The 25,931-nt window shown below is 69.2% G+C and carries 29 protein-coding genes; 20 read left to right on the top strand and 9 right to left on the bottom strand.

Annotated elements, in window-relative coordinates; translation table 11 throughout:
* Positions 1 to 8 precede the first annotated feature (8 nt).
* The 4 genes from WFJ97_RS06865 to WFJ97_RS06850 are packed head-to-tail and all read right to left on the bottom strand — an operon-like array spanning position 9 to position 2,348.
* Positions 9 to 413 (bottom strand): VOC family protein, encoded by a 405-nt coding sequence (locus WFJ97_RS06865; protein WP_336640913.1) that lies wholly within the window; start codon positions 411 to 413, stop codon positions 9 to 11.
* Positions 413 to 622, bottom strand: coding sequence for a hypothetical protein (locus tag WFJ97_RS06860; protein WP_247623282.1), 210 nt, complete (start codon positions 620 to 622; stop codon positions 413 to 415). Before WFJ97_RS06860 ends, WFJ97_RS06865 begins: the two co-directional genes overlap by 1 nt.
* A 15-nt stretch (positions 623 to 637) precedes the next feature.
* Positions 638 to 1,591, bottom strand: a complete 954-nt coding sequence (locus tag WFJ97_RS06855; protein ID WP_336640912.1) for a DNA-3-methyladenine glycosylase family protein — start codon at positions 1,589 to 1,591, stop codon at positions 638 to 640.
* A 46-nt stretch (positions 1,592 to 1,637) separates the two neighbouring features.
* A complete protein-coding gene (locus WFJ97_RS06850; protein ID WP_247623280.1) occupies positions 1,638 to 2,348 on the bottom strand; it encodes a winged helix-turn-helix domain-containing protein in 711 nt (236 codons plus the stop codon).
* Positions 2,349 to 2,673: 325 nt separating this feature from the next.
* Between WFJ97_RS06850 and WFJ97_RS06845 the strand changes: the two genes are divergently transcribed.
* From WFJ97_RS06845 to WFJ97_RS06825, 5 genes are all read left to right on the top strand, one after another.
* Positions 2,674 to 2,982 carry a GNAT family N-acetyltransferase gene (locus tag WFJ97_RS06845; protein ID WP_247623279.1) on the top strand — a complete coding sequence of 103 codons (309 nt, stop codon included), beginning with the start codon at positions 2,674 to 2,676 and terminating at the stop codon, positions 2,980 to 2,982.
* Positions 2,983 to 3,034: 52 nt separating this feature from the next.
* Positions 3,035 to 3,499 (top strand): DIP1984 family protein, encoded by a 465-nt coding sequence (locus tag WFJ97_RS06840; RefSeq protein WP_336640911.1) that lies wholly within the window; start codon positions 3,035 to 3,037, stop codon positions 3,497 to 3,499.
* A 326-nt stretch (positions 3,500 to 3,825) separates the two neighbouring features.
* Entirely contained in the window at positions 3,826 to 5,271 is a 1,446-nt protein-coding gene (locus WFJ97_RS06835) for an MFS transporter (protein WP_336640910.1), read from the top strand.
* A gap of 120 nt (positions 5,272 to 5,391) precedes the next feature.
* Positions 5,392 to 6,561 (top strand): exonuclease SbcCD subunit D, encoded by a 1,170-nt coding sequence (locus tag WFJ97_RS06830; protein ID WP_336640909.1) that lies wholly within the window; start codon positions 5,392 to 5,394, stop codon positions 6,559 to 6,561.
* A complete protein-coding gene (locus tag WFJ97_RS06825) occupies positions 6,562 to 9,693 on the top strand; it encodes an SMC family ATPase (RefSeq protein WP_336640908.1) in 3,132 nt (1,043 codons plus the stop codon). It abuts the gene before it with no gap.
* A gap of 112 nt (positions 9,694 to 9,805) precedes the next feature.
* Here WFJ97_RS06825 and WFJ97_RS06820 read toward each other — a convergent pair whose 3' ends face one another.
* Positions 9,806 to 10,363, bottom strand: a complete 558-nt coding sequence (locus tag WFJ97_RS06820) for a phosphorylase family protein (protein ID WP_247632818.1) — start codon at positions 10,361 to 10,363, stop codon at positions 9,806 to 9,808.
* Between the two features lie 114 nt (positions 10,364 to 10,477).
* Between WFJ97_RS06820 and nadE the strand changes: the two genes are divergently transcribed.
* The 3 genes from nadE (at position 10,478) to WFJ97_RS06805 (ending at position 15,663) form a co-directional block, all read left to right on the top strand.
* Positions 10,478 to 11,296 (top strand): ammonia-dependent NAD(+) synthetase, encoded by an 819-nt coding sequence (gene nadE / locus WFJ97_RS06815; protein WP_247632817.1) that lies wholly within the window; start codon positions 10,478 to 10,480, stop codon positions 11,294 to 11,296.
* Between the two features lie 70 nt (positions 11,297 to 11,366).
* Complete coding sequence (locus WFJ97_RS06810; RefSeq protein ID WP_336640907.1) at positions 11,367 to 14,870, top strand: TM0106 family RecB-like putative nuclease; 3,504 nt, start codon at positions 11,367 to 11,369, stop codon at positions 14,868 to 14,870.
* Between the two features lie 148 nt (positions 14,871 to 15,018).
* Positions 15,019 to 15,663, top strand: coding sequence for a GNAT family N-acetyltransferase (locus tag WFJ97_RS06805; protein ID WP_336640906.1), 645 nt, complete (start codon positions 15,019 to 15,021; stop codon positions 15,661 to 15,663).
* Between the two features lie 15 nt (positions 15,664 to 15,678).
* Here WFJ97_RS06805 and upp read toward each other — a convergent pair whose 3' ends face one another.
* Complete coding sequence (gene upp / locus WFJ97_RS06800; RefSeq protein ID WP_247623271.1) at positions 15,679 to 16,311, bottom strand: uracil phosphoribosyltransferase; 633 nt, start codon at positions 16,309 to 16,311, stop codon at positions 15,679 to 15,681.
* A 91-nt stretch (positions 16,312 to 16,402) separates the two neighbouring features.
* Between upp and WFJ97_RS06795 the strand changes: the two genes are divergently transcribed.
* On the top strand, positions 16,403 to 16,858 hold the full coding sequence (locus tag WFJ97_RS06795) for a nucleoside deaminase (protein ID WP_336640905.1): 456 nt from the start codon (positions 16,403 to 16,405) through the stop codon (positions 16,856 to 16,858).
* Positions 16,859 to 16,875: 17 nt separating this feature from the next.
* Here the strand turns inward: WFJ97_RS06795 and WFJ97_RS06790 are convergent, their stop codons facing one another.
* Positions 16,876 to 17,847, bottom strand: a complete 972-nt coding sequence (locus WFJ97_RS06790) for a cation diffusion facilitator family transporter (protein ID WP_247632813.1) — start codon at positions 17,845 to 17,847, stop codon at positions 16,876 to 16,878.
* A 60-nt stretch (positions 17,848 to 17,907) separates the two neighbouring features.
* On the opposite strand from WFJ97_RS06790, the gene proC reads away from it, so the two are divergent.
* A complete protein-coding gene (proC, locus tag WFJ97_RS06785) occupies positions 17,908 to 18,747 on the top strand; it encodes a pyrroline-5-carboxylate reductase (protein WP_336640904.1) in 840 nt (279 codons plus the stop codon).
* A gap of 2 nt (positions 18,748 to 18,749) precedes the next feature.
* Entirely contained in the window at positions 18,750 to 19,037 is a 288-nt protein-coding gene (locus tag WFJ97_RS06780) for a DUF1905 domain-containing protein (RefSeq protein WP_336640903.1), read from the top strand.
* 31 nt (positions 19,038 to 19,068) lie between these two features.
* Here the strand turns inward: WFJ97_RS06780 and WFJ97_RS06775 are convergent, their stop codons facing one another.
* Positions 19,069 to 19,740 (bottom strand): potassium channel family protein, encoded by a 672-nt coding sequence (locus WFJ97_RS06775; RefSeq protein WP_247623266.1) that lies wholly within the window; start codon positions 19,738 to 19,740, stop codon positions 19,069 to 19,071.
* The gene (locus WFJ97_RS06770) at positions 19,733 to 21,163 is read right to left on the bottom strand and encodes a TrkH family potassium uptake protein (protein ID WP_247955665.1); all 1,431 of its coding nucleotides are present in this window, start codon (positions 21,161 to 21,163) and stop codon (positions 19,733 to 19,735) included. Before WFJ97_RS06770 ends, WFJ97_RS06775 begins: the two co-directional genes overlap by 8 nt.
* A gap of 104 nt (positions 21,164 to 21,267) precedes the next feature.
* Between WFJ97_RS06770 and WFJ97_RS06765 the strand changes: the two genes are divergently transcribed.
* From WFJ97_RS06765 to WFJ97_RS06725, 9 genes are all read left to right on the top strand, one after another.
* Entirely contained in the window at positions 21,268 to 21,684 is a 417-nt protein-coding gene (locus WFJ97_RS06765) for an ArsR/SmtB family transcription factor (protein ID WP_247623264.1), read from the top strand.
* 270 nt (positions 21,685 to 21,954) lie between these two features.
* Entirely contained in the window at positions 21,955 to 22,146 is a 192-nt protein-coding gene (locus WFJ97_RS06760) for a helix-turn-helix domain-containing protein (RefSeq protein WP_247623263.1), read from the top strand.
* Positions 22,147 to 22,282: 136 nt separating this feature from the next.
* Positions 22,283 to 22,381, top strand: a complete 99-nt coding sequence (locus WFJ97_RS06755) for a 30S ribosomal protein bS22 (RefSeq protein WP_003792170.1) — start codon at positions 22,283 to 22,285, stop codon at positions 22,379 to 22,381.
* Positions 22,382 to 22,478: 97 nt separating this feature from the next.
* Positions 22,479 to 22,781 carry a rhodanese-like domain-containing protein gene (locus WFJ97_RS06750; RefSeq protein ID WP_247623262.1) on the top strand — a complete coding sequence of 101 codons (303 nt, stop codon included), beginning with the start codon at positions 22,479 to 22,481 and terminating at the stop codon, positions 22,779 to 22,781.
* Positions 22,778 to 23,041, top strand: a complete 264-nt coding sequence (locus WFJ97_RS06745; RefSeq protein WP_247623261.1) for a glutaredoxin family protein — start codon at positions 22,778 to 22,780, stop codon at positions 23,039 to 23,041. Before WFJ97_RS06750 ends, WFJ97_RS06745 begins: the two co-directional genes overlap by 4 nt.
* Positions 23,038 to 23,340, top strand: coding sequence for a Dabb family protein (locus tag WFJ97_RS06740; protein ID WP_247623260.1), 303 nt, complete (start codon positions 23,038 to 23,040; stop codon positions 23,338 to 23,340). Before WFJ97_RS06745 ends, WFJ97_RS06740 begins: the two co-directional genes overlap by 4 nt.
* Before the next feature lie 145 nt (positions 23,341 to 23,485).
* The gene (locus WFJ97_RS06735; RefSeq protein ID WP_336640902.1) at positions 23,486 to 24,298 is read left to right on the top strand and encodes a basic amino acid ABC transporter substrate-binding protein; all 813 of its coding nucleotides are present in this window, start codon (positions 23,486 to 23,488) and stop codon (positions 24,296 to 24,298) included.
* Between the two features lie 35 nt (positions 24,299 to 24,333).
* Entirely contained in the window at positions 24,334 to 25,131 is a 798-nt protein-coding gene (locus WFJ97_RS06730) for an amino acid ABC transporter permease (protein ID WP_336640901.1), read from the top strand.
* Positions 25,128 to 25,883 (top strand): amino acid ABC transporter ATP-binding protein, encoded by a 756-nt coding sequence (locus WFJ97_RS06725; protein ID WP_336640900.1) that lies wholly within the window; start codon positions 25,128 to 25,130, stop codon positions 25,881 to 25,883. Before WFJ97_RS06730 ends, WFJ97_RS06725 begins: the two co-directional genes overlap by 4 nt.
* Positions 25,884 to 25,931: the final 48 nt, after the last annotated feature.

The raw sequence follows: 25,931 nt of genomic DNA, 5'->3' as shown, positions 1-25,931 counted from the left end.
CTCGGGTGTCAGGCGTCGCGCGGCGGGTTGTGCATGAATTCGATGCGGATGCCGCCGTCGTCCTCGACGAACGACGCGTAGTAGCGCTCGGTGAAGCGCGGGTACTCCTTGGGCTCGCGCACGGGTGTCCAGCCGGCGGTGACCGCGATGGCGTGCAGACGCTCGACGTCCTCGCGGGAGCCGACGGCGAACGCCAGGTGCTGCCAGCCGACGCGTCCGTGACGGTGCGGTTCGGGGTCGTCGTCGCGCGGTGCCATGAGGATCAGCTCGGTCTCGTCATCCTTGTTCCAGGAGAGCGAGTGATCGTCGCCGTGACCGATCGCGAAGCCGAGCGCGGCGAGCACAGGCGCGAACTGGGCGCGCCCGCGTTCGAGGTCGGCGACCGTGATGCCGAGATGATCGAGGAGGGGCATCAGAGCTCGATGCCGTGGTCCTCGTCGTTGACGCCGGCGTTGTGCCCGCGCCGCGACTCGTAGCCGAGGAACCACCCGATCCAGACGATGGCGGCGAGCAGCACGCCGAGCCAGACGTTCTGGAAGATCAGGCCGATCACCACGCCGAGCACCAGCAGGCCGACGGTGACGATCAGGCGGAGCGCGAGTCGACGACGAGACGGGTTCATGGTCACAGCCTAGGGCTAGCGGGCGCGGTGGTCCTCGGGCGCGAGGCGCGGACCTCGGCGCGGCTCCTGCACGCCGCTGGCGTGGATGAGGCGGAGCACCCGCTGCCGATGGCCCTCCCACGGGGCGAGGAGCGCGAGCATCCCGTCGTCGTCCGTGCGCGTGCCGGTCAGTGCATAACCGACCTGGTGCGCCAGGTGATAGTCGCCGACACTCACGGCATCCGCATCTCCGAGCGCGCGGATGCGCGTCTCGGCCGAGGTCCAGAGGCCGATCCCGGGCAGGCTGGTGAGCACGCGGTCGCGGTCGACGCCGGTCTCTGCGGCGCGCGTGGCGCGTTCGATGCTGTCGCCGCGCTGCGCCGCGCGCACGAGCGTCTTCGACTGCGGCGGCTCGACGCCGGCGCGCTGCCAGATCCACGACGGGATCGTGCGCCAGACGGAATGCGGGGGAGCGGCGTGCATCGGCCGCGGGGTCGGGCCGGGGGCGCGCTCGCCGTAGCGGGTGACGAGGTAACGCCAGGCCCCGAAGGCTTGCATGCCCGTGACCTTCTGCTCGATGATCGCGCACGCGAGCGCGTCGAACACCTCGTCGGTACGCGTGAGCCGCAGACCGGGGTGACGGTGGGCGGCATCGGCGATCAGCGGATGCCGGGTCGGATCGAAGCCCTCTGCGTCGTCGTCGGCCCCGCAGAGCCGGGGGACCCGGTCGAGAGCATCGCCGGCTCCCGGGCCCCAGGCGGTCGCCCGCACCTCTCCCGAAGAGGCGCGGAGTGCGATCGTCGCGATGCCGGAGGGGGTGCGCAGAGCGCGCCAGATGACGCCGCCGTCGATGACGGTCGTGGGGTCGTTCCGTCCGCGACGCAGCATCCCCACGGTCCGCAGCAGGTCGAGCGGATGCTCCGGTCGGTACACGATCTCGTGCGGAGCGCGCGCGGCCTCGGCCGCATCGGCATCCGCTGTCATCGTCATGCGCCCACCCTACGTCGGGCGTCCGACAGAGCGATGGGTGCGCGGGTCAGAAACGGTCGGGCGAGGGGGTGCCGTGTCCGTAGCGGATGACGACGTCGGCGTGGCGATCGAAGCGGTAGCCGATGCCGCGCACGGTGCGGACGATGTCCTCGTAGCGGCCGAGCTTGGCGCGCAGTCGGCGAACGTGCACGTCGATCGTGCGCTCACCGGGCGTCTCGTCGTCCTGGGCCTGCCACAGGGCCGAGACCAGTTCCGAGCGCTCGATCGTGCGGCCCTCGCGGAGCACGAGGTACTGCAGCAGCTCGAACTCCTTGTAGGTGAACGCCGCGGACTCGCCGTCGATGAGCACGCGCTTGCGCGAGATGTCGACCGTCACGCCGCCCTCTTCGTCGACGGCGTCATCCTCGGCCGCGGCCTTGGTGCGGGCGATCGCACCGGGCTCGTGCAGGGCGAGACGCACCACGTCGAGGTCCTTGCCGCCGGAGCCGTGCGGGGCGAGGGCCACCGTGGCGTGCGTCTCGGCGCCGGGGGCGAGTTCGGCGAGCGTGCGGCGGAGGGCGTCGACGAGCAGCGGAAGGCTCACGCCGGCCTCGGCGGCCTTGATCTCGTCGAGACCGACATAGAGGGCGAAGCCGCGCGGCGAACGGGCGGCGGGAAGATCGGCGGCGGTGTTCAACGGTGCGTCTGCCTCGGTGCGTGCGGGAACGGTGCGCAGCGGGGCGGTGGCGGGACGCTCGAGAAGTGCGATGTTCGACATGATGATGAAGTCCTCAGGACGTGAGCCGATGGGCTCTGATGCGTTGCATGAATGACCGGGGCGAGCCGGGAAGCGAGCAAAGGGTGGATGCTCGGGGACCCCTGCCTCGAAGATCGCGAGGGACGGGGTCGGCGGGTGGCTGTTCGTTCAGCTGCACATTCGGCAACACATGCCAACGCGACCGGGCATCATCATCCCGGCAGTCCCGTTCGCCTCCTGGGCGGACAAAGGGCGTGCGTTGGTGGTCATGGGGGGATTATGTCCGATCGTGTCGGCCCGTGTCAAAACGACCACACGATCGCGCGGCGGGCGTAACGTGGTTCCGATGACGAAATCGACGCTCGCCTCCGGCTTCATCCTCACCGACGAGAAGGACGCCTCCCGCTACACGCTGACCCGCGACGGGCAGCTCGTGAGCGTGCTCGACTACCGCGACGACGGTCGCACCATCGCGCTCACTCGGGCCTTCACGATCCCGACTTTCCGCGGCCACGGCTATGCCGGGACGGTCGTCGAGGGTGCGGTCGCCGAGATCGAGGAGCGGGGCGACCGCAAGGTCGACGCGGTCTGCTGGTACGTCGCCGACTGGTTCTCGGCGCACCCCGAGAAGGCGTCGTTGCTGCGCTCACGGTGACCGCCTCGTCCGTGACGTTGTGTTACGACGTCGATTTGGAAGGATGGGGCGTATGAAACTCGCCGAGGCACTCACCGCACGGGCCGATCTGCAGCGCCGGATCGAACAGCTTCGCGCGCGGATCACAGCGAACGCCCGTTTCCAGGAGGGGGAGGAGCCCTCCGAGGATGCGAACGCACTGCTCGTCGACGCCGAAGCCGACCTTGCACGGCTGCGCGATCTGATTCGCCGGATCAACGCCACGAATGCACGGCTCGATCTGGGGACCGACGGCACGATGACCGACGCGCTCGCGACGCGGGACGTGCTGCGGCTCCGGCATTCGCTGCTGGCGGATGCCGCGGCATCGGCATCCGGCAACACGCAGTTCCCCCGGCAGATGCGTTCGGAGCTGCGACAGATCTCGGCGCTCCCCGTGGCGGAGCTGCGGGCGAACGCGGATCGGGTCGCGCAGGAGCTGCGCGAACTCGACAACCGGATCCAGCAGGCGAACTGGACGAACGATCTGGAGGAGTAGCGGAAGTCGGTAGTCACGACGAGGCGGGCACAACCCCCGCCGGGAGGGGCAAGTCCCGGCACCTGTGGGCGGAGGGCAGCCCTGATCTCGCATCGCGCAGCCCCGCACGCCGCACAGGTGATCGCGCACCGCGCATCTCGCATCACCGCGTGCCGATCGTCGTGACGAGGGTGGGTCAGGGGACCTTCCGCTTACGAACCTCTCGATCGACTTGTTATAGTCGAGCTCTGCTCAGCCCCGTCGGCTGAGGTGGTCAGGCGCCCGCGGCGCGCTGGTCCGAGGCTCGAAACCTCCGGCATCCTTCACCAGACACCGGAGGTTTTTCCATGTCGTCATCCCTGCGCGCCCGCCCTCAGACCCGATGGTGGGCGCTCGTCGTCCTCTCGTTGACCCAACTGGTCGTCGTCCTCGACGGCACCATCGTCAACATCGCCCTGCCCCGTGCTCAGGCCGCTCTCGATCTCAGCGACGTGCAGCGCCAGTGGGTCGTGACGGCCTATGCCCTCGCCTTCGGAGCGCTCCTGCTCCTGGGCGGCCGGATCGCCGATTTCATCGGACGCAAGCGGGCGTTCCTGATCGGCATGCTCGGCTTCGGAGCCGCCTCCCTCTACGGCGGTCTCGCCCAGCAGGGCTGGGAGCTGGTCCTCGCGCGAGGCCTGCAGGGCGTGTTCGCCGCCCTCCTCGCGCCGGCGGCTCTGGCGTTGTTGACCGTGACGTTCCCGACTGGACGGGAGCGCAACACCGCCTTCGCCGTGTTCGGCACGGTCGCCGGCACCGGCGCGGCCATCGGCATGCTGCTCGGCGGCGTCCTGACCGAATTCGCCGACTGGCGTTGGTGCCTGCTCGTCAACCTCGTCTTCGTCGTGATCGGCGTGGCGGGTGGGGCGATCGTGCTGACCGAGAGCGCGGCTGAGGGCAGCAAGCGCCTCGATATCGCGGGTGCCTTGAGCGTCACCCTCGGACTCGGGTCCCTCGTCTACGGGTTCAGCCTCGCCGAGGGCGGGTGGGTGCAGCCCCTGACGATCGGCTTCCTCGTGCTCGGCGGCGTGCTCCTCGGACTCTTCGTCTGGGTCGAGAGTCGGGTCGCGCACCCGCTGCTCCCGTTGCGCGTGGTCGCCGACCGCGTGCGCGGCGGCGCGTTCCTCATCCAGGGTGTCGCCGGCGCGATCATGATCGGCGCGACCGTGTACCTGACGTTCCACCTGCAGTTCGTTCTCGGCATGGGAGCGCTCCAGGCCGGGCTCGCGAGCCTCCCGCTCCCGCTCGCGACCATGGTGCTCGCGCCGATCGCGACCAAGCTGCTGCCCGTGATCGGCCCGCGCCCGATGCTCGTGGTCGGCCCGCTGATCGCTGCGGTCGGCCTGTTCACGCTCTCGGGAATCACACCGGACGGTGCGTACGTCGTTCAGATCGCCCCGGCGCTGGTGCTGCTGGGGATCGGGATGGGCTTCGTGTTCATCCCTCTGCAGAACCTGGCGCTCTCGGGGGTCGCGCCGCACGACGCCGGGGTGGCGTCGGCGGTCGCGAACTCGGCGATGCAGATCGGCGGATCGATCGGGTTGTCGGTGTTCACGGCGGTCTACGCGGCCGCGGTCGGTGGACACGCGCAGACAGAGGTCGGTCCGGAGCGGCTCACGGATGCCTACGGCTGGACGTTCATCGCCGCATCGATCTTCATGGTCGCCGCCTCGGTGATCGCGGCGACCATGGTTCGCGGATCGAAGAGCGAGCTGCTGCCGTCGCTCGGAGAGGCCGTCCCCTCCGCGCACTGAGCGGAGCCGGTCGCCCGTCGGGCGGCGGATCGACGATCGGCCCCGTCGATCCGCCGCCGGGGAACGGCTGCTGCGGCACGCCTCGGACGGAATGTCGGTGGCCCTTCGTACCGTGTGATTATGCGCATCCTGCACACCTCCGACTGGCACATCGGCCGCACCTTCCATGGCAACTCGACCATGGACGCGCTGGCCGAGGTGCTCGGAGCGCTCACGGCGCAGGTGAGGGAGCACGCGGTCGACGTCGTGGTCGTGGCGGGCGATGTCTTCGACTCCGCGACGCCATCGGGTCCCGCCTACACCCTGCTCGGCGATGCGCTGGTCGCGCTGCACGACACGGGGGCGAGCGTCGTCGTGACGAGCGGCAACCACGACTCGGCGGCCCGACTCGGTTTCCAGGCCCGGCTGCTGCGCGAGGGCATCCACGTGCTCACCGATCCGCTGGCGATCGGCACGCCGGTGACGATTCACGATGTCGACGGTCCGGTGAACTTCTTCGGGATCCCGTACCTCGAGCCCGCGATCGTGCGCCAGCACTGGCCCGAGGGAGATGCCGAGGGACGTCCCCTGCGCACCCAGGCGCAGACGATGGCGCATGCCATGCATCTCGTCCGCGAGGGCATGGCGCGTCACGACGGTCGCTCGGTCGCGATCTCGCACTGCTTCGCCGCCGGAGTCGATGCGACGACGGGGCTCGAGCGCGAGGTGCGCCAGGGCGGGCTCGACGTCGTGCCGCTCGAGGTGTTCGACGGCCCCGACTACGTCGCTCTCGGGCACATCCACGGCCGAAACCGCCTGAGCGACCGCGTGCGCTATGCCGGAGCGCCGCTGCACTACAGCTTCGGCGAGCAGAGCAAGCCGCGCGGCTCCTGGCTCGTCGAGATCGGAGAGAGCGGGCTCGCCAGTGTCGAGTGGCTCGACCTCCCGGTTCCGCGCCGGCTCGTCACTCTGACGGGCACCCTCGACGAGATCCTCTCCGACGACAACGTCGCGGCTCACGCCGAGGATTGGGTGTGCGCAACCTACACCGACGCGCTTCCGCAGACCGAGCCGATGCGCCGCCTCCGCGAGCGCTTTCCGTTCTGCGCACTGGTGCAGCACCTGCCGGCGACGACGGTCGAGAGCGGTGAAGGGTCGTACGCGGCGCGTCTGCGCGAGGCCGTGAGCGACGACGAACGCATCGCCGCCTTCCTCGAGCACGTCCGCGAGGGCCACGGGCCCACGGCGCGTGAGATCGAGCTCATCCGTGAGGTGCTCGACGACCGGGTGCGCGCAGAGGCGCTCGTCTAGATGCGCCTGCACCGCCTGGAGGCCGAGGGATTCGGTCCGTTCCGCTCGCGCCAGGTCGTCGACTTCGACTCGTTCGCCGACGATGGCATCTTCTTGATCGCCGGTCGCACGGGTGCGGGCAAGTCGAGCATCCTCGATGCCGTGTGCTTCGGGCTCTACGGCGGAGTGCCGCGTTATGAAGGCGGCGAGAAGCGGCTGCGCAGCGACTACTGCGAGCCCGATGACATCTCCGAGGTCTCGATCGAGTTCAGCACCCCGGCGGGTCGCTATCGGGTCACTCGTTCGCCCGAGTACCTGCGCCCGGCCAAGCGCGGGGGCGGTCTGACCAAACAGGCACCGGCGGTGGCTCTCGAGGAGCACACGGAGTCGGGATGGATCGGGCGAGCCGCCCGCGCCGTCGACGTCGCTCACGAGCTCGACGAGATCCTCCAACTGAGCCGCGAGCAGTTCCTGCAGGTGATCCTCCTCGCCCAGAACCGCTTCTCGGAGTTCCTGCTCGCCAACAGCAAGGACCGCCAGGCACTTCTCCGCCGGCTGTTCGGCACCGAGCGGTTCGACGACGTGCAAACGCGATTCGATGAGCGGCGTCGAGCGTCGGAACGCGCACTCGACCTGCGTCTGGCGACGATCGGAGCGCGGCTCGACGAGGCCGAGGCGCTCGTCTCTCGGGAGGCGCTGGGAGCGGATGAGCGCGCGCACACCGCGGAGTCCGAGGCGTCCGGAGAGTCCGCGGCGTCCGGCGAGTCCGCGGCGTCCGGAGGCGCTGCGGCGGCGGATGAGCCGTTCGCTTCCGAGTCCGCCGGCGCTTCCGGTGGTGGGCCGACACCCGGAGCCGCGGCGTCGCGGGACGTGCCCGCCGCCGACACGGGCGGACGCCTCGACGATCTTCGCCGCGCCGAGGCGCGAGCCGCGTATCGCAGCGAGCGCCGCCGTGCCGAACGCGACGATGCCGAGCGCGCACTCGCGGCGGCGGATGCCCGACTCGCCGAGGTTCGTGAGGAACGTGCGGCGCAGAGCGAACGCGACCGTTCGCGTGCCGCGCTCGCGATACTGGACGCCGAGCAGCCGCAGATCGACGAGGATCGGGTCGCGCTCGCGTCCGCGCGCAGCGCCGAGGCCCTCCGCGCAGTGATCGATGCCGCCGAACGGGCCGCACGCGCCGCGGAGTCCGCGGCGGAGTCGGCGCGGATCGCGGAAGACGAGTGGGGCGCCGTCGATGCGGGTCTCGACGCCCCCACCGTCGACCTGCTGAACGACTGGGTTGCCGAGCGTCTGAGCGAGCGTGGCGCATGGGAGCAGGCCGCTCTGCTCGAGGAGGGTTCCGCTTCCCGCAACGCGGAGATCGAACGCGCGCGTGCCGCGGCGAGTGAGGCCGCCGCACGCGTCGCCGAGCTCGTCCGGGAGCAGGGCGGCCTGCCCGCCGAGCTCGCCAGGGAAACCCACGCGCGTGACGAAGCGAGGCGCACCGCTGACCGTCTCGACGACCTCACCCGACGGCGCGACCAGGCGATCACCCGCGCGGAGGCCGTGCGTCGTCGCGAAGAGCTGCGGGAGCAGAGCGACGCGGCCGAGCGTGCGCTCGCGGAGGCGACCGACGAGCTGGCGACGGCTCAGACCGCGCTCGCGCTCCTGCGTCGACGGCGCCTCGACGGCTTCGCGGGAGAACTCGCCTCTACTCTCACGGCTCAGGAACCGTGCCCCGTGTGCGGATCGCGCGAGCATCCGGCTCCCGCCGTGCACGCCGACCCGGTGTCGGCAGACGACGTCGAGGCCGCCGAGGCCGTGCGTGACCTGGCTGCTCGACGGGAACGTGCCGCCTCCGAGCATCACGTGTCGCTCCGCGAGAAGATCGCCGGAGCGGAGGCCGCCGCGGAGGGTCGTACCGCAGAGACGGCGCTGGCCGAACTCGAGGCGCTCGAGACCGAGCGGCGATCCTCGATCGAAGCGCAGAGCGCTCTCGCCACCCATGACGCCGCCATCGCCGCGATCTCCGCGCGAGCGGACGCCCTCGACGACGAGCGCGCCGCCGCGGAGGCGGCAGTGGGGGCGGCACGCGAGACGCTCGCCGCCCAGGAGCAGAGTGCCCGAGAAGCCGAGGCGCGCATCATCGAGGCACGAGGTGAATTCCCTTCGGTCGCATCGCGCATCGCGATCACCAGCGACGGCATCGCCGCTGCAACGGCGCTCGCCTCCGCGCTCCGCGACCTCGAACAGCGGGAGCTCGCTCGCGCCGAGGCTGAGACGGCTCGACGGAGCGCACTCGCCGACTCGCCCTTCGAGACGATCGACGACGCCCGCGCTGCTCTGCGCTCGCCGCGCGAGTGCGACGCACTCGAGGAGAAGATCACACGGCACGCGGTGAGCCGCGAGAAGGAGAAGAGCATCCTCCTGCCGCTCGAGATGCGTGCGCTCCCCGACGAACCGATCGACATCGCGCCGTTCGAAGCATCCGCCGCCGACGCCCGGGGCGGCTGGATCACCGCGGTCTCCGCCGCCGGAGCCGCAGCGGGTGTGCTCGAACGGCTGACGTCGCTCACCGCGGCCGCCGCAGACGAGCACGGTCGCAGCGCCGAGGAGATGGCCGAGCACGCCGTGCTGCAGAACCTCGCCGATTCGATCGCCGGTCGGGGTCCGAACACACGAAAGATGACGCTCGAGACCTTCGTGCTCGCCGCCGAGCTCGAGGAGATCGTCGAGGCGGCCAACCGTCGGCTGGGCGATATGTCCACGGGCCGCTACCAGCTCCGGCACTCCGACGCCCTCGCCGCACGCGGCGCCGCATCGGGGCTCGGCATCGTCGTCCACGACGCCTTCACCGGGCAGACGCGTCCCGCACAGTCGCTCTCGGGCGGCGAGACCTTCCTGAGTTCTCTCGCACTCGCGCTCGGACTCGCGGAGGTGGTCACGGCCCGGGCCGGCGGCATCCGTCTCGACACGCTCTTCATCGACGAGGGCTTCGGGTCTCTCGACGCCGACACCCTCGACGTCGCGATGCGCACGCTCGACGAACTGCGGCAGGGCGGTCGAACCGTCGGCGTGATCAGTCACGTCGAGGCGATGCAGGATCAGATCCCGGCGCAGCTCCGCGTACGTGCGACGAGTGCCGGGCCCAGCGTCATCGAGACGCGCTGACCCGACATCCGCTCAGCCGTGCGGACGCGGCATCCGCTCAGGCGTGCTGACGCGGCATCCGCTCAGGCGTGCTGACGCGGCATCCGCGCACATGCGCGGACGGCGGCACCGCTCAGACGCCGTACTCCTGCCGGATGACCTCGCGCAGCTGGACGCTGCACCGGGCGATCGCCGCCCGGAAATCGACCAGCGCGCCCTCCTCGGCGCGATCCGAGATCGCGCGGAACGCCCGGATCGGCACCCCGAACTTCTCGGCGACCCAGATGTACGCGTAGGTCTCCATATCGACGAGTCCGGCGCCGGACGGGCGGATGACCGCCGTGATGCCGGCATCGCCCACGAAGCTGTCGCCGGTCGCGATCAGCACGCCCTCGCGACCCGTCGACACGCGCGCCGGAAGTGAGACGTGCTGGCCCGCGATGCCGTCGAGATCGAACACGTCGTGCTGCAGGGCGCTCCCGATCTCGTGGACGCTCGCGTCGAGATCCGGATCGATCCCACCCGCGGTGCCGACGACGACGACCTCGTCGTAGGGCTTCGCGTCGAGCGCGCGTGTGAGGGCGTACGTCGCCTGCATCTTGCCCTCGCCGGTGACGAGCTGATCGAATCCTTCGAGGTTCTCGGGGAACGCTTCGAGTTCGGATGCCATGGCGGCGACGAGAAGTTTCACCTCGCCATCCTGCCAGGTGCCGGCGGGCGACGCGAAGCCGCGGGGCATCCGCGATGCGTCATCCCTCCGTAACAGGACCGGGAGATACTGGGACGAGGAAGAGTGGAGGAAGCCGTGTCCCTGCAGAAGCAGATCTCCGATGCCCTCGGTGTTCGCGCCGAGATCGATCCCGAGTCCGAGGTCGAACGGCGGGTGCAGTTCCTCGCCGACTACCTCCGAACCACCGGCGCCCGAGGCTACGTGCTCGGGATCTCGGGTGGTCAGGACTCGACGCTCGCCGGTCGCCTCGCACAGCTCGCGGTCGAGCGCGTGCGTGCCGAAGGCGGAGAAGCCCGTTTCCTGGCCGTGCGCCTCCCGTACCGGGTGCAGCACGACGCAGCGGACGCCGAGGCGGCACTCGCCTTCATCGCCGCAGACAGCTCGGTCGAGGTCAACATCCAGAACGGCGTCGACGGCGTCGAAGAGGACATCGAGTTCGCCGTGACCAGCGACATCAGCGATTTCAACCGGGGCAACATCAAGGCACGGGTGCGCATGGTCACGCAGTATGCGCTGGCCGGGCACGAGGGCGCCCTCGTCATCGGCACCGATCACGCCGCCGAGGCGGTGACCGGCTTCTACACGAAGTTCGGTGACGGGGCCGCCGACATCCTGCCGCTCTCCGGCCTCTCGAAGCGACAGGGTCGCGCGCTGCTGCAGTTCCTCGGCGCCCCCGACCGGCTCGCGTTCAAGGTGCCGACGGCGGATCTGCTCGACGGACAACCCGGACGCGCCGACGAGGACGAGCTCGGACTCACCTACGAGCAGATCGACGACTTCCTCGAGGGGCGCCCGGTGGACTCCGACGTGGCCGGCCGGATCGAAGCGCGCTACCTCGCGACCCAGCACAAGCGCAACCTCCCCGTGACGCCCGACGACACCTGGTGGCGCTGACCCGAGTGCCGTGAGCTGCGGCGATGTCGGATGCCGCAGCTAGTGTCGAAGCACGACGAAATGGAGCATCGTGCGGATCGACACTCAGGCGCAGCGCGTCATCTGGAGCGCCAGCGACCTCAAGGCCGCAGCCGAATGCGAGTTCGCCTGGTGCCGTGCGATCGACGCCAAGCTGGGCCGTGTTCCGGCGGTCGAAGAGCCCGAAGACGCGACACTCGCGCGTGCGGCGCTGCTCGGTGACGTCCACGAGCGGAACGTGCTCGCGCGGTACGTCGCCGAGCTCGGTGACGACGCGGTGCGCCAGATCGCGAAGGTGTCGTCGACGGATGCCGCGGCGCTGGGTGCTGCGGTCGAGGAGAGCCTGGCGGCTCTGCGTTCGGATGCGGAGGTCGTCTTCCAGGCGGCGTTCGCCACCGAGGAGTTCGTGGGGTTCGCCGATTTCCTGCGTCGCGATGCCGACGGCCGTTGGCGGGTGCAGGACTCGAAACTGGCGCGCAAGGCGCGCGTCACCGCGTTGATGCAGCTCGCGGCATACGTCGACCAACTCGATCGACTGGGAGTGCCGCGCGCCGATGAGGTCGATCTCATCCTGGGAGACGGCACGCTGAGCACGCACGCCGTCGACGACCTGCTCCCGCTCTTCCAGGTGCGTCGAGCCCGCCTGCGCGCGCTGATCTCTGATCGACGCATCGATGCGGGGGCGGAGGGCGAACCGCTCGCCTGGGGCGACGACCGGGGAGATCTGCAGGTCGTCGCCTGCGGCCGCTGTGCGACGTGCGAGGAACAGGTGATCGCGCACCGCGACCTGCTGATGGTCGCGCGCATGCGTCCTGTCCAGCGCGCCCGACTGCGTGCGGCGGGTATCGCGACCATCGACGAGCTCGCCGCCGCGCCCGCGGCACCGGCGGGAATGAACGTCGACACCTTCGAAGGACTCCGTGCGCAGGCGGCTCTTCAGCTCCGCGCCGATGCCAGCGGTGCCCCCACCTTCGACGTGCACTACGCGCCAGCGATCCACACCCTCCCGGTGCCGAGCCGCGGCGACATCTTCTTCGACTTCGAAGGCGACCCGCTCTACACGGAGCCGGCGCCGATCGGGGAGTCGCACTGGGGCATCGACTACCTCTTCGGCTGGGTCGACAACGCCGACCAGTACACGGCCATCTGGGCGCACACGTTCGCCGAGGAGCGCCGCGCGTTCGAGACCTTCCTCGACTTCGTCGCGGTGCGCCGGGCCGCCCACCCCGGCATGCACATCTACCACTACGCGCCCTACGAGACCTCGCACCTGGTGGCGATGGCGGCGCGACACGGAGTGCGCGAGGGAGAGGTCGATCGACTGCTCCGTGAGGGGGTCTTCGTCGACCTCTACCCCCTGGTGCTGCGCACGGTGCGCGTCGGATCGCGTTCGTATTCGATCAAGAAGCTCGAGCCCCTCTACATGGGCGACGACGTGCGCACGAGCGACGTGCAGAAGGGCGACGACTCGATCGTGCAGTACGTCGCCGCGCGTGAGCTCGCGGCCGCGGGCGAGCAGAGCGATGCCGACGCGGTGCTCGCCGATCTCGCGGACTACAACCGCTACGACTGCGTCTCGACGCGCCGCTTGCGCAATTGGCTGATCGAGATCGCGCGGCAGAAGGGCGTCAGCCCCGCCCCTCCCGACGCCGCCGATCAGGTGATCTACGAGCCCTCGCCTCGCTCGGTGGCACTCCTCGCCGACGCGGAGCGCGCCGTCGACGCGGGGCAGGACGGCCAGGTCCATCGCATCGCTGCGGCGGCGATCGACTACTTCCCGCGCGAGGCCAAGAGCTTCTGGGTGTCGCACTTCCAGCGGCTCCGCGAGCCCGTCACGATGTGGGAGGGCACGCGCGACGTGGTGCGCGTCGATGCGGGTTCCTCGGTCATGCGCCGCGAGTGGAGCATCGGCGAGGGACGTCGGGTGATGTCCCGCGACATCGAGATCCGCGGTGAGGTCTCGCCGGGAACGACGCTGGGTGTGGGAGCGCAGCCGTTCGCACTATACGAGGCACCGGCGCCGTTCGATGTCGACATCCCCTCGCGCGCGGTGCACGTGCCGCACGCCGTGACGGTGGCCGAGGTTCTCGACGACGGATTCCTCATCACCGAGACGGCGATCCAGGGGCAGACCTGGGACGAGCTCCCCCTCGCCCTGACGCCCGCCGCGCCGCCGCGGGTCGTCTCCCTGCAGGGAGCGATCGACGAATGGGCCGACGCCGTGCACGCCGCAGCTCCGGGGTTCCCGGAGGATCCGGCGACCGACATCCTGCGCCGGATCCCGCCGCGTACACGCTCGGGCGCGCCGCTTCCGCCGGTGGAGGCCGTCGCCGGCGACCCGATCGACGCCATCGTCCGGGGCGTGCTCGACCTCGACCGCAGCTACCTCGCGGTGCAGGGGCCTCCCGGAACGGGCAAGACCTACACGGGGTCACGCGTGATCGCCCGGCTCGTGAACGAGCACGGGTTCAAGATCGGGGTCGTCGCGCAGTCCCACGCCATCATCGAGACGTTGCTCGCCCGAGTCGTCGCCGACGGCGTGGCGCCCGCGCAGGTCGCGAAGGCGCCGAAGGACCCCGACTCCGATCCCGCGTACACGGTGATCCCGAAGAGCGGCATGGCGGCCTTCCTCGCCGAGCACGCCGATGAGGGTGTCGTGGTCGGGGGCACCGCCTGGGACTTCAGCAACACCGCCCGCGTCGAGCGTGGAGGTCTCGATCTGCTCGTGATCGACGAGGCGGGACAGTTCTCGCTCGCCTCGACCATCGCGGTCGCGGCGGGTGCGAAGCGCCTGCTGCTCCTCGGCGACCCGCAGCAACTGCCGCAGGTGAGCCAGGGGGCGCACCCCGAACCCGTCGATACCTCGGCATTGGGATGGGTGATGGACGGCGATGCGGTCGTGCGCCCCGAGTACGGCTACTTCCTCGCCCGCTCCTGGCGCATGCATCCGTTCGTCGCCGCGCCGGTGTCGAAACTCGCCTACGCCGGCAAGCTCGCCTCCGCGCCGGGAACCGAGAAGCGATCCGTCGACGGCATCGACCCCGGGCTCCACGTCGTGCCGCTGAGACATCGCGGCAACGCGACGCAGTCGCCCGAGGAGGCCGCCGAGGTCGTGCGGATCGTCCGTGATCTCGTCGGTCGGACGTTCACCGACCACACCGGCGCCAACGCCGACACCGACGATGACAACGTGACGACCCGCCCGCTCACCCCGGCCGACATCATCGTCATCACGCCGTACAACGCGCAGCGCCAGCTCGTGCACGAGGCGCTCGCGTCCGCGGGCTTCGGCGATGTCCCTGTCGGAACCGTCGACAACTTCCAGGGCAAGGAAGCGGTCGTCTCGATCACCTCGCTCGCCGCCTCCAGCGGACGCGATGCCCCGCGAGGTCCCGAGTTCCTGCTTCTGCAGAACCGATTGAACGTCGCGATCTCCCGCGCGCAGTGCGTCGCCTACCTGATCCACTCGCCGGCACTGCTCGACGATCTTCCCTATACGCCGGAGGGTGTGGCGCGGCTCAGCGCCTTCGCCCGCCTGGTGGGCGCGGCGGACTGACCGAGGCGAACCTGTGCACACCCGAGACGAGATACTTCGAGCAGCCGCGGAGTGGGCGTGGTTTCCCCGAGGATCCGAGAGCGAGAACGCGGAGCTGCTCCTCGTTCGCTACCCGCCTCGCTTCGGTGGGGGAGTACGAGGGTCGCAGGTGCGCTCCTCGCGGCGTGCGGACGAGATTCTCGACCATGCGATCTCCCGTACGGTGCGCTGGGGCGAAGACACCCTGACGTTCTGGACGAACCCCTCGGACGAGCCCGATCTGGAGGATGAGCTCCGCCGGCGTGGAGCCGAACACATCGACACCGTCGCGGTGTTCGCACGACCGATCGATGGGGAGGCCGCGGCCGCAGCACCTCCGCCGAACGGGGCCATCGCCGAGCTGGTCACCGACCTCGACCAGATCCGAGCGGTCGACGGGATCAACGTCGCGGTGTGGGAGCAGCTCGCTCTCGACGACGAGGGCTTCCGTGCCGAGTTCGATGAGCTCACCGCGTCGCTGGAGTCGCGCACCCACGGACGTGTGCTCGCGCGCCTCGCGGGGCAGCCGGTGAGCACGGGAGGGTGGACACTCGCCGACGGCTTCGCGCGTCTCTGGGGCGCGGCGACTCTCGAAGACCATCGCGGACGCGGCGCCTACCGTGCAGTCCTGTCCGAACGCCTCCGGATCGCGGCGCAATGGGGCGCCATGACGGCTCGGGTGAAGGGACGCGTCTCGACCTCTGCGCCGATCATCGCGCGCGCCGGCTTCGAGCACTACGGGGATGAGCGTGCGTACCGCCTCATCGTGGGCTGAACAGCCGCCTGCGGCTCAGACCGTGCCGTAGAGGCGGTCGCCCGCGTCGCCGAGGCCGGGCACGATGTACCCCTTCTCGTTGAGACGCTCGTCGAGCGCACCCAGCACGAGCGTCACATCGCGGTCGCCGACGAGCGCCTCGATCGCCGCGACGCCTTCGGGCGTGCCCAGGAGGCAGATCGCCGTGACGTCCTTCGCCCCGCGATCGAACAGGAACTGGATGGCCGCGGCGAGCGAGCCGCCCGTCGCGAGCATCGGGTCGATGGCGAAGCACTGCCGGTCGCTCAGGTCGTCGGGAAGACGCTCCGCGTACGTCGTGGGCTCGAAGGTCTCCTCGTCGCGCACCATGCCCAGGAATCCGACCTCGGCGGTCGGGAGCAGCTTGACCAGGCCCTCGAGCATGCCGAGGCCGGCCCGCAGGATCGGGACGACGATCGGGCGGGGCTCGGAGATCTTCACACCCATCGTCGTCGTGACGGGGGTCGTGATCTCGATCGGAGAGACCTTGACGTTGCGGGTCGCCTCGTACGCGAGGAGCGTCACGAGCTCCTCCGTCAGCTGGCGGAACACCGGCGACGGGGTACGCGCATCGCGCAGCACCGAGAGCTTGTGGGTGACGAGAGGGTGGTCGGCGACGTGAACACGCATGGAATACAGGCTAATGCGCCGAGCGGCCCGGCACGACATCGGATGCACCGCGCGCGGCGGACGCCGCACGCCGCTGTCGTAGGCTCGATCCATGACCGCCGCCGACCTGCCCGCGATGCGCCGTGCGCTCGTGCTCGCGGCGGAGGCGAGCACCGCGGACGAGATACCGGTGGGTGCCGTGGTCGTCGACTCCGCCGGTCGCATCATCGCCGAGGGGCGCAACACCCGCGAGGAGACGCACGATCCCACGGGTCACGCCGAGGTCGAGGCGCTACGCCGGGCCGCGGCATCCGTCGGCTCCTGGAATCTCGAGGGGCACGCCCTCGTCGTCACCCTGGAACCGTGCCTCATGTGCGCCGGAGCGATCCTGCAGGCGCGCATCGGACGGGTCGTCTTCGGGGCGTGGGACGACAAGGCGGGAGCCGCGGGGTCGATGTACGACGTGCTGCGCGATCGCCGTCTCCCCTACCGGGCCGAGGTCGTCGGGGGAGTCGAAGCGGATGCCGCTACCGCTCTGCTCCGCGACTTCTTCGCCCGCAAGCGCTGACGCTGCGGCCTAGGCGGTCAGTCCGAGGACTTGAAGACGAACGCGTCGGTCGGGGGCTCCGGATCGAGGGCAGGCCGGTACACGTCCGGCTCGATGTAGATCACGCGGGCGGCGGGAACGGCCTCGCGGATGCGCGCCTCGATCTCATCGATGTCGTCGGCAGCCTCGCGCACCGACTTGTCGGCGGTCAGTGCGATCTTCGCCGCGACCATGAGCTCGTCGGGGCCGAGGTAGAGGGTCTTGATGTGGATGAGCTTCTCGACCTCGTCGCCGGCGGCGATCGCGTCGACGATGCGATCGAGGTCGGCGGTGGTGGCGCCTTCGCCGACGAGCAGGCTCTTGGTCTCGATGCCCAGCACGATCGCGATGAGCACCAGCAGCACACCGATCATGAGCGTGCCGATCGCGTCGAACACCGAGTTGCCGGTGATGACGGTGAGCCCGACGCCGAGCAGCGCGAAGCTCAGGCCCGCCAGTGCACCGGTGTCCTCGAGCAGAACGACGGGCAGTTCAGGCGCCTTGGAGCGGCGCACGAACGACACCCAGGACTGCCCCTTCTCTCGAACGAGGTTGCTCTCCTTGATCGCGGTGCGCAGTGAGAAGCTCTCGAGTCCGATCGCGATCACGAGCACGACGATCGGCAGCCACCACCACACGGGGTCCAGTTCGTGCGGGTGCGTGAGCTTGTCGATGCCCTCGTAGATGGCGAACAGACCGCCGAGCGAGAACAGGATGATCGACACGACGAACGCCGAGACGTACCGCTCGCGGCCGTAGCCGAAGGGATGCGCGCGGTCGGCCTCGCGGCGCGACTTGCGTCCGCCGAGCAGGAGCAGGAGTTGATTGCCGGAGTCGGCGATCGAGTGCACGGCCTCGGCGAGCATCGAGGCGGACCCCGAGAGCAGCCAGGCGACGAGCTTCGCGAGCGCGATGCCCATGTTCGCCAGGAACGCTGCGATGATCGCCTTGCCGCCGCCGGATGCACTCATGTGTCGAGTCTAGATCGCCCCCTCTGGGGATCGCAGGTGCGCCCGCCGTAGGATGACGACATGGCTGACTCTCTCCCCGCTCTCGCGTTCCTCGGTGCCGGTTCGATGGGAGGGGCGATCCTGCGCGGCGTCGTCGCCTCGGGCGTCGCCGTCGACGGTGGGATCACCGCAACGAACCGCTCGCGGGTGACTGCCGCCGACCTCGCCGACCTTCCCGGCGTCACGACCATCGCCCTCGAAGAGCGTCCCGACGGTAACCGCGACGCACTCGCTTCCGCCCGGATCGTGCTGGTGGGCGTGAAGCCGGGGATGGTGCCGGATCTGCTCCGCGAGATCGCCCCGCACCTCGCCCCGGACGCCATCGTGGTGAGTCTCGCCGCCGGTGTGACGCTGGCCACGTTCGCAGACGCGCTGGGCGCCGACGTGCACGTCATCCGCTCGATGCCCAACACCCCGGCGACGGTCGGCAAGGCGGTCACCGGTCTCGCCGCCGGTCCCGCATCGACGCCCGACGACATGGCGCTCGTGCGCCGCCTGTTCGAGACGGTCGGCGCCGTGATCGAGGTGCCGGAGTCGCAGATCGACGCGCTCTCGACGATCTCGGGTTCGGGCCCCGCCTACGTCTTCCTGCTCATCGAGGAATGGACGAAGGTCGGCCTCGGTCTCGGCTTCAGCGAGGCGGACGCCCGCCTGATGGCGGAGCAGACCTTCATCGGCTCGACGGCGCTGCTCGAAGCGTCGGGGGAGACCCCGACCGAGATGCGCCGACGGGTCACGAGTCCGAAGGGCACCACCGAGCGTGCGATCGCGGTGCTGCAGGATGCGCACCTCGAGAAGACGTTCGCGGATGCTTCGGCGGCCGCGCTGGCGCGCGCTCGGGAGCTCGCCGCCGGGGCGTGACCATGCGGCTGCGATTCTCGGGCGAGATCTGGTTCTGGCGCGGGCCCGCGCCGTTCCACTTCGTAACCGTGCCCGAGACCGAAGCGGTGATGATCGGCGCGGTCGCCGCGGTCGTCACCTACGGGTGGGGGATGATCCCGGCATCCGTCACGATCGGCGGAACGCGCGTGACGACGTCGCTCTGGCCGAAGGACGGCGGCTACATCGTCCCGATCAAGAAGGCTCTGCAGGACGGTGAGGGCATCGGCATCGACGACGTCGTCGACATCACTCTCGACATCGACGCCTGACGCCTCGCCCGACCTGTACGAGTCGCGCGCGTCAGCGGTCGAGGGCGGCGAAGCGCTCGATGTCGCTGTTGGTGCCGGAGACGATGATCAGGTCGTGGTTCGTGACGATCGTGTTCGCCTCGGCGTAGCGGAACGGCTTGCCCGGGCTCTTGACGCCCACCACCGTGACGCGGTACTTCGTGCGCACGCCGGACTCGTTGAGGCCGATGCCTCGGATGAACTTCGGCGGGTACATCTTGGCGAGCACGAAGTCGTCGTCGAAGCGGATGAAATCGAGCATGCGGCCGCTGACGAGGTGGGCGACGCGCTCGCCGGCCTCGCGCTCCGGATAGATGACGTGGTTCGCTCCGACGCGGGCGAGGATCTTGCCGTGCGACTGCGAGACGGCCTTGGCCCAGATCTGCGGGACCTTGAGGTCGACGAGGTTGGCGGTGATGAGGACGGATGCCTCGATCGACGAGCCGACCGCGACGACCGCCACCTGGAAGTCCTGGGCGCCGATCTGGCGCAGGGCGTCGATGTTCTTCGCATCGGCCTGCACGGTGTGCGTGACGCGATCCGACCACTTCTGGACGAGCTCGAGGTTGCCGTCGATCGCGAGGACCTCCCGGTCGAGGCGATCGAGTTCGCCCGCGCAGGCGGCGCCGAACCGGCCGAGACCGATGACGAGGACGGGAGCGTCGCCCCGGAGGACTTCAACCAACGATCGGCCTTTCCACGGGCAGTGAGTAATACTGCGATCGCGATGTCGCGGCGACTGCCGCGGCGAGAGTCACTGTACCAATGCGCCCCATGAAGATGGTGGCGGCGAGCACGTAGGAGCCGGCGTCGGGGAGCTCGGCGGTGAGGCCCGTCGAGAGTCCGACGGTGGCGAAGGCGGAGATCACGTCGAACAGCACGTGGCTGATGTCGGCCTTCGTGATCTGCGCGATGACGATGGTCGACAGGGCGACGATCGTGGCTCCCCAGGCGACGACGCTGAGCGCGACGCGCTGCACGTCACTGGGGATGCGCCGGCCGAACACCTCGACGGACTGGCGACCCTTCGCCTCGGACCACACCGCGATCGCGAGCACCGCGAGGGTGGTGACCTTGATTCCTCCGGCGGTTGACGCCGATCCTCCACCGACGAACATGAGCATGCTCGCGGCGACGAGCGACGAGCCGTTGAGGTCGGCCATGTCGATCACGTTGAAACCGCCCGAGCGGGTCATCGCCGACAGGAAGAAGGCCTGGAACGTCGTGTCGGCGGCATCCATCGAGCCGAAGGTCTTCGGGTTCTGGTACTCGAGGATGAGGAAGACCGCGGCCCCGAGGACGAAGAGCAGCACGGTCGTCACGAGGGTGAGCTTGGTGTGCAGCGACCAGCGCTTGACGTGCCAGACGTGCTTGGCCAGCGAGTAGATCACGGGGAAGCCGATGCTTCCGAGGAAGACGCCGACCATCAGCAGCGACAGCACGAGGTAGTCGTCGGCGAACACCGCGACGCCGCCGTCGTTGGGGGCGAAGCCCGTGTTCGTGAACGCCATCGCGGCGAAGTAGGGGGCTTCCCAGAGCGCCGCGATCGGACTCACCCCGGCCATCACGAGTCCGGGGTAGAGGAGCACGGCGAGCGCGCCCTCGATGATGAGCGCCGAGAAGGCGACGGTGCGCAGTAGCTGGCCGACCTCCCCGAGGCGGACGGTCTGGCTCTCGTTGACGACGCCGCCGTGCGCGCGCATCGGGTTGGTGTCGCCCGCGGCGAGGAGCTTGGCGCGCAACCCCAGGCGCTTCGAGATCACCATGCCCATGAGGGAGGCGAGGGTCAGAACGCCGAGACCGCCGATGTTCACGCCGACGAAGATGAGCACGTGCCCGAACGGTGACCAGTGGTTCGCCATGTCGACGGTCGCGAGGCCGGTGACGCAGATGGTCGAGACGGCCGTGAACAGCGCGTCGCTGAGCGGGGTGACGGTGCGATCGGCCGCAGCGATCGGCAGCGAGAGCAGCACCGTGAACACGAGGATCAGCAGCGCGAACACCACGATCGCGAGACGCGAGGGCGAGGAGGTGAGGATGTGGCGACCGTGGGCGGCGACATTGCGCAGGCGTTGCTTGGGGGACGACGCAGACACGATGCCCGACATCGCGTCCCCTTTCGTCTGCCTCCGCCGCAGATCGGCGCCGGCTCAGCACCTGCGACCGAGCCCTCGTCATGGTACTCCGTGCCGGGGACGACTACCCTGAACACATGACCGACATCTTCGACGTGATCGCAGACGGTACGAGGCGAGACATCCTCCAGCTCCTCCTGCGGCGCACCACCGAAGGAGAAGCGGGCACGAGCGTCAGCCAGATCGTCGCCGACCTCGGCATCAGTCAGCCCACGGTGTCGAAGCACCTCAAGGTGCTCCGTGACGCCGAGCTGGTGACCGTGCGCGAAGACGGTCAGCGTCGTTTCTACAGCCTCGCGGTCGAGCCGCTCGAGGTCGTCGACGACTGGCTGGTGCCCTTCCTCGTCGACGCGTTCGGCGACGACGCCCCCGACATCGCCTACCCCGGGGCCCCGATCCCCGAGAGTGCCGCGCACGCGGCGGAAGTGGTCGGGCGCGCGGCGGCATCCGCGAAGCACGTGGTCGCCACGGCCCTCAAGCGACTCGGCGCCTGACGCCCCGCTCGACACAGTTCGCCCCCGGCGACCGGGGGGCTGTCGTCGGGGGCGATGCCGCGGGCCCCAGCCCGCGTGTCCCGAGGCGGTGCCTGCCCCGGTCCTGCGCCGAGTGTGACACTTTCGGCTGAGTGAACCTCGGAGAGAGGCTATGCCTCTGCTGTGACGAGTGACGGCACCGTGAGTCCCACTGTTCACACCGGCCCCAAGGGTTTACACGCGTCACTGCCAACCCATAGAGTGTGCTCATTCGAGAAAGGGGTATGTGGGATGCCCGAAGTTCCTGACGTCCGGTTCCTCACTGTTGCTGAGGTGGCCGGGATCATGCGCGTGTCGAAGATGACCGTCTATCGGCTCGTGCACTCCGGCGACCTGCCGGCCATCCGTTTCGGACGCAGCTATCGCGTGCCGGAGTCCGCCGTGGCGGACGCCCTCCAGCGCCCGATCGCCGACGTCGGCTGACCGTGCGGGCGCCCGCATCGTCGGTGTGACGGCGCAGGCCCGACGGTTTGCTAGACTGATCCGAGGCATTTTTCCGTGCCCGTACCCGGGCGTCCGATCATCGCGACGCCCAACCCCCTGACTTAGTGAGGTTTCCGTGGGTTCTGTCATCAAGAAGCGCCGCAAGCGCATGGCGAAGAAGAAGCACCGCAAGCTGCTTCGCAAGACTCGCCACCAGCGCCGCAACAAGAAGTAAGCGGCCAAGACACGAGCGCCCCCGACAGCTCTTCGGAGCATGTCGAATGGGGGCGCTTTGTGTCTCTGCCGAAGGTCCGAGCAGCTCGAAGGAAGCCATGAAGTCGATCACCGTCACCGAACTCGCCGACCGCACGGGCACGCCGCTCATCGACGTGCGCGAGAAGGACGAGTTCGCGGCGGGCCACGTGCCCGGCGCCGTCAACATCCCGATGTCCGAGATCGGCAACCGACTCGAAGAGCTCCCGGCCGAGTCGTTCGACGTGATCTGCCAGGCCGGCGGCCGTTCGGCTCGCGTCGTCGAGGCGCTCGAAGCGCGCGGCTACGACGCCACCAACGTCGAGGGCGGCACGGGCGAATGGATCGCGCAGGGACGCGCGGTCGAGGTTCCCTCGGCGTGACCACGCTGACCCTCATCGGCAAGCCCGACTGCCACCTCTGCGACGTGGCCTCCGAGGTCATCGACGCCGTCGTCGCCGAGCTGCCGGATGCCGCGGCCGAGCGGATCGAGATCGTCGAGGCCTCGATCACCGAAGACCCCGCCCTGTTCGATCTGTGGTGGGAGAAGATCCCCGTCGTCCTGATCGACGGAGAACTGCACGCGCACTGGCGACTCTCGCCGGACCGACTGCGCACCGCCCTCGAGGAGGCCCTGAAATGACCATCCGCCATGTCGTCTCCTGGAAGCTCGCCTCGGAGGACGCCGACGAGCGCGCCGCGCAGGCCGCCGAGGTGGCCCGCCGCCTCAACGCCCTCGACGGTGTCGTGCCGCAGCTGCTGTCGATCTCGGCCGGCGCGAACGTCGTGCTGCCGGAGTCGAACTGGGATGTCGTGCTCGTCGCCGACTTCGACTCCGTCGAGGCGCTCGACGAGTATCAGGTGCACCCCGCGCACGTCGAGGCGTCGGGATACATCCGGTCCGTCGTGAGCGCACGGGTCGCCGTCGACTTCGAGATCTGATCCCCGCACGCGTAACGCACCGAAACAAAACCGTAATCCTGGATCGGGCACTCTTAGTAGGGCATCCACCCGGCACGTGCCAGGATGTTCACCTATCGGCCCACTTCGGTGGGCCTTACCCTGCCATCGACTCTCAGGAGCTGTTATGCACCGTCGCACTACCTTCGCCGGCCTCGCACTCGTGGCTGCCGCAACCCTCGCGCTCGCAGGCTGCGCCGGCGGAACCGACTCCGGATCCAGCGAACCCGCCGCTGGTGACGAGTACGGACTGGTCACGGCCGGCACGCTCACCGTGTGCTCCGACATCCCTTACGCACCGTTCGAGTTCGAGGGTGGCGACAACGGAACCGGCTACACCGGCTTCGACATCGACCTTCTCGACGCGATCGCGAAGAAGCTCGATCTCAAGCTCTCGGTGCAGGACGTGGGCTTCGACGCGCTGCAGTCCGGCACGACCCTCGCCGCGGGCACGTGCGACATCGGCGCCTCGGCGATGACCATCACCGACGAGCGCAAGGCCAACATCGACTTCTCCGACCCGTACTACGACTCGCTGCAGTCGCTGCTCGTGCGCACCGACTCGGGCATCACGGGCATCGACGACCTCGCCGGCAAGAACGTGGGCGTCCAGCAGGGCACCACCGGTGAGACCTACGCGACCGAGAACGCCACGGGCGCCGAGCTCGTGCAGTACCCCTCGGACGGCGAGCTGTGGCCGGCAATGCAGTCGGGCCTCATCGACGCGATCCTGCAGGATCAGCCGGTGAACCTCGAGCACGAGAAGGCCGACAGCGCCTACGAGATCGTCGAGACTTACAACACCGACGAGTCGTACGGCTTCGCCTTCGCGAAGGGCGAGAAGGACGCGCTGCTCGCGGCCGTCAACGACGCCCTGCAGGAACTGCGTGACGGCGGCGAGTACCAGACGATCTACGACACCTACTTCACGGCCAACTGAGCCGTGCGTCGTAGTCGTCTCGGAGGTCCTTCACAATGGCGTTGAAGCGAACTACCAAGAGCAAGCTGTACCGCTACATCGTCTACGCGGTCCTGATCGCCATCGTCGTCTGGGCGGCGGTCGGGACCAACTGGGCGAAGATCGGTCCGCTGTTCTTCAACCCGGAGATCGCGGTCAAGATGTTCCCCGGGATCATCACCACCGCACTCGTCAACACGCTGTGGTTCACGGCCGTCGCCTTCATCCTCGGACTGGTGCTCGGCGTGATCCTGGCGCTGCTGAAGATGTCGTCGATCCTCCCGTTCCGGTGGATCGCCACGGCATGGATCGAACTGTTCCGTGGGCTTCCCGCGATCCTGACGATCTTCGCCGTGGCCTTCATCCTGCCGATCGCGTCGGGAGTGCCGGGCAAGGACCTGGGCGGCCCCGTCGTCCTGGGGCTGATCGGTCTCATCCTCGTCGCTTCGGCGTACATGGCCGAGACGATCCGCGCCGGCATCCAGGCGGTTCCGAAGGGGCAGACCGAGGCCGCGCGTTCGCTCGGCATGTCTCCCATGAAGACCACGTTCTGGATCGTCGTGCCGCAGGGGTTCCGCATCATCATCCCGCCGCTCACGAACGAGTTCGTGCTGCTCCTGAAGGACACCTCGCTGCTGTTCATCGCGGGGACGTTCATCTGGTCGAAGGAGCTCACCAACTTCGCCCGTGATGCGGCGACGCAGAACTCCAACGCGACACCGCTGATCATGGCGGCGATCCTCTACCTGATCGTGACGATCCCCCTCACGCGCTTCAGCGCGTGGCTCGAGCGAAGGATGGCGAGGCAGCGATGATCACCGAACTGATTGATGTCCACGCCCCGGCGATCGATATCCAGGGTCTCGTCAAGACCTTCGGCGACAACGAGGTGCTCAAGGGCATCGACCTCACCGTCACCAAGGGCGAGGTCGTCTGCGTGATCGGCCCCTCGGGCTCGGGGAAGTCGACGCTGTTGCGCTCGGTCAACCTGCTCGAGGAGCCGACCGGCGGCAAGGTGCTGATCGAGGGGATCGACATCACCGACCCCGAGACCGACATCGACCGTGTGCGCACCCGCATCGGCATGGTGTTCCAGAGCTTCAACCTGTTCCCGCACCTCGACGTGCTCGGCAATCTCACGATCGCCCAGCAGCGCGTCAAGAAGCGCGGCAAGGTGGAGTCCGAGAAGATCGCGCACGAGATGCTCGCCCGTGTCGGCCTGGCCGAGAAGGCGAAGGCGTTCCCGGGGCATCTGTCGGGTGGGCAGCAGCAGCGCGTCGCGATCGCGCGGGCGCTGTGCATGAACCCCGACATGATGCTGTTCGACGAGCCGACGTCGGCGCTCGACCCCGAACTGGTCGGCGAGGTGCTGCAGGTCATGCGCACGCTCGCCGACGAGGGCATGACGATGCTCGTGGTCACCCACGAGATGGGCTTCGCCCGTGAGGTCGGCTCGCGCCTGATCTTCATGGACGGCGGTCACATCGTCGAAGAGGGCGACCCGCGCGAGGTCATCGGCAACCCGCAGCACCAGCGCACGAAGGACTTCCTCTCGCGCGTGCTGTGAGACGTTCACACACGATGAGGCCCCCGGAGCGAATGCTCCGGGGGCTTC

This window comes from Microbacterium sp. USHLN272 (genome assembly GCF_037149655.1).
GTDB lineage: Bacteria > Actinomycetota > Actinomycetes > Actinomycetales > Microbacteriaceae > Microbacterium > Microbacterium galbinum.
The sequence above is the reverse complement of the archived record's forward strand: the minus strand, read 5'-3'. Positions and strand labels throughout refer to the sequence as shown.